4 protein-coding genes are annotated in these 3449 nt (G+C 65.1%); 1 reads left to right on the top strand and 3 read right to left on the bottom strand.

Annotated features, from left to right (window positions below; all coding sequences use genetic code 11):
- Window positions 1–400, top strand: a 400-nt coding sequence (locus tag M3461_06870; protein ID MDQ3774097.1) for a hypothetical protein, incomplete at its 5' end; no start/stop codon positions are given.
- Between the two features lie 29 nt (window positions 401–429).
- Here M3461_06870 and aroE read toward each other — a convergent pair.
- The 3 genes from aroE to M3461_06885 all read right to left on the bottom strand — a co-directional run.
- Window positions 430–1227: a shikimate dehydrogenase gene (gene aroE / locus M3461_06875; GenBank protein ID MDQ3774098.1), complete on the bottom strand. Its 798-nt coding sequence runs from the start codon at window positions 1225–1227 to the stop codon at window positions 430–432.
- Between the two features lie 70 nt (window positions 1228–1297).
- Entirely contained in the window at window positions 1298–2356 is a 1059-nt protein-coding gene (locus M3461_06880; GenBank protein ID MDQ3774099.1) for a cyclic nucleotide-binding domain-containing protein, read from the bottom strand.
- Window positions 2357–2837: 481 nt separating this feature from the next.
- On the bottom strand, window positions 2838–3449 hold a 612-nt coding region (locus tag M3461_06885), incomplete at its 5' end, for an ammonia channel protein (protein MDQ3774100.1).

The following is a 3449-nucleotide window of genomic DNA, read 5'->3' on the forward strand; positions in this document are numbered from 1 at the left end:
CTCGACTATCTTCAACATCGGTGGCGTCTCCTTCCACCGGCCTAGGCCGGCGTCGCGTTTGATTCACGCGGAAGGATACGCCGCCTCTCTCATGTCTCCCATCCACAACTTAGGGTTATACCTCCGGCAGATCTTTGCGACGGTGATCATCCCGGACCGCGCGGATTGCTTTAGCGCCTGTGTTTATCTTCTAGCCGGTGCAACCCAGCGTATGGTCTTGGGTAGGGTAGGAATTCACCGCCCTTATTCGCAGCGCACGGACGTGCGTGATGACACGATCCGAAAGGAGCAAACAAGGATTGCCGTATTATCCAAGGTATACCTCGAGGAGATGAACCTGCCGGTATCGCTTTACGATGCGATGGTGAGAACCCCTTATGTTGATAAGGCCCGCAAGTGACGTTCCAATCCCCGCGGCGGATGACCGGTCTACGGTCCTCGCAACCTCTCGATGACGGGCGCCGTCCGGGGCCGAACCCCGCGCCAGAGGAAAAACGACTCGGCAGCCTGCTCCACCAGCATGCCCAAACCGTCGATGGCGAGCGACGCCCCCTGGCGCAGCCCCCACTGTAAGAAGGGAGTGGGCAACCGGGCATACACGAGATCGTAGCAACACCCCCCCTTGCGCAGGATCGCGTCCGGCAGCGGCGGAAGCCGGCCCGCCAGGCTCGCCGAAGTGCCGTTGACGATGACATCGAACTCCCGGCCGGCCAGGCCGGAAAAATCGCAGACCTCGACTAGTCCGAGGCCCTGAAAGTCCCGACCCAAATCCAGGGCCTTGGACAGGGTGCGGTTGGCGCAGGCGACCGAGGCTGGCCGTTCCTCCAGGATCGGCCCCAGGACCCCGCGCACGGCCCCGCCCGCCCCCAGCACCAGGACCCGAAGCCCTGCAAGCCCAGTATCGTGGTTGCCGATGAGGTCGCGCACCAGGCCGGCACCATCGGTGTTGTCACCCTGAAAAAGCCCGTCCGGCGAGCACCATAAGGTGTTGACTGCCCCGGCCACCCGGGCGCGCTCGCTAAGCCGGCGGCACAGCCGAAAGGCCGCTTGTTTGAAAGGCAGCGTGACGTTGAGGCCCTTTCCACCCGCCCCGAAGAACGCCGTGACCGCGGCGGTCAAGCCTTCGAGAGGCACCAGTTCGGCCGTATAACGGATGGGCTGATCGGTCTCCCGCGCGAACGCAGCATGGATCTCGGGCGACAGGCTATGGCCGACCGGGTTCCCCATGACCGCGTAATGGTCCAGGCACGGCTCGAGGCGCCCCCAATGGTACGTTTTAGGGGCGGGCGGCGGGGGATCAGTCACGAGAGGGCTGCGCGGCGGCCAGGCCGCCGTCCAGCACATAGACGTTGAGTCCCCGGCCGGTCAAAAGGAAGGCCGCCGCGGCGCTCCGCTGGCCGGTGTCGCAGTAGACGATGTAGTCTTTATTGGGGTCCAGGGCGTCGGCCTTCAGCCGGACCATGAACAGCGGGATGTTGATGCTGCCTGGAATGGCCCCACCCTGATGCTCGCGTTCCAGCCGCACATCGATCCAGATCGCCCCTTTCTTTTCCTTTGCATCGGAGAAGGAGAGCCTCCGGACGGTCGCCTCGCGAAGCAGCTCGTCGAAATCCTGTTTCGAAAGCCGCATCACCACCCCGTCGGTCAGCATGGTGACGCTGGCGTTGCGCGCCGCCCCGGTAAACAGGGCCTCCTCCCCGAACCGATCGCCGGCCGAAAGTTGCGCGAGGGTCAGATCGGTGCCGACCTTCAAGGACCGGGTCACCTTGGCCTTTCCGAGCTTGACGATATAGAAGCAATCACCCTCCTCCCCTTGCCGCACGATGACCTCGCCCGCGCTCACCGGCCGTTCCTGGATACGGAGGAACAAGGCTTGGAGCTTGGTGGGCGGCAGGCGGGAGAAGGTGCCGGACTGTAACAAGCGGGTCATCCAGTCGTCCGAGGCGCCTTCGTCCCGTGCGAGGCCGGCATCGGTTCGGATCTCGGCGACCTGGATCCCGCCCGGCGTGTCGCGCGAGGCGCTTGCCTCCAGGATCTCGCGATCGAATCGAAGCACCCTGCAGTCGGCTCCGGCGATGGCGGTCACGGTGCGCGGCTGCCTGTGGGCGATCGGGCGCTTCGCGGCCGCTGTACCCGCGAGCAGCGGTTCGCTGGTCCCGCGCTCGTCGGTCAAGCGCATCTCCCCGGACAATAGGTAATAGGCGCTGCGGTCCGAGTCACCGGCGTGAAACAGCACGGTCCCCGACACGAGCGACTGGGTGTGGCCCTTACGCACTAGCGCCCGAAATAGCTCGGCGGCCACCCCCGGCGGGGGTTCGAGCTGCGCGGAGAGCGGGCGATCAGGCTGCTGTGTCATGCGAGGATGGACGCCGTAGGCGTTTGGTGTGAGAATCCTTCAATCTTAGCATAGCGCACGGCATGGTCCGGGCAGATATTTGCTTGGCTAATGAGATGCTGTGCGGCGGCGCATTCAACCCGGCTCCATGATACCAACCGGAACGACTCCTATGAGTACACGTCGCCCCAGAAAGCGCCCTACGGTCTGGATTTGGACCCCGGCACCTACTATTGGTGAGCCTGTGCCCGTCGCGCAATCAGCCGTTCTGCGACGGCTCACATCAGCACAGGGGCTCGCGCGCGTGCAGTTCACCGTGTATAAGAGAAAAAACTGTGGCTGTGCGCTTGCGAGCACACCGGCACCGCGCCCTAATGCGACGGCACCCACAAGAGCCTGTGGGAGGAGCGACGGGCGGCCCGCCGACCGGTCAAGGCGCGGCCCGTCTCGCAAAAAAACGGGCGCCGAAGCGCCCGCGGGAATCCACACCAAGCGTTTTCCCCTAGAGGCTGTAACCGCGCTCGTCGTGGAGGGCGATGTCGAGTCCCTCGGTCTCTTGATCCTCGCTGACGCGGAGGCCGATGATGATATCGAGCAGCTTGAGCAAGATGAAGCTCATGACCGCCGTATACCCGATCGTTACGGCGACGGCCTTGCACTGCGTGATGACCTGCTGACCCAGGGTCACGCCTTCCGCAAGTCCCTTTCCGCCCAGGGTGCCGACGCACACCCCGGTCAGGATGGCGCCGATGATGCCGCCGATAGCGTGCACGCCGAATACGTCCAGCGAGTCGTCGTAACCGCAGGCGCGCTTGAGCTTCGTGGAGGCGAGGAAACAAGCGGTACCCGCCGCCGCGCCGATCAATAGCGCGCCCATGGGGCCGGCCGTGCCCGAGGCCGGCGTGATCGCCACGAGTCCGGCGACCGCCCCCGAGGCGATCCCGAGCACGCTCGGTTTCCCGTGTGCCAGCCACTCGCTGAACATCCAGGCGAGCGCCGCGGTAGCGGTCGCGATCTGGGTGACGGCCATGGCCATGCCGGCATTGCCGTCCGCCGCCACCGCGCTGCCGGCGTTGAAGCCGAACCACCCGACCCACAGCATGGAGGCCCCGAC

It is taken from the genome of Pseudomonadota bacterium, from assembly GCA_030860485.1.
Taxonomy (GTDB): domain Bacteria; phylum Pseudomonadota; class Gammaproteobacteria; order JACCXJ01; family JACCXJ01; genus JACCXJ01.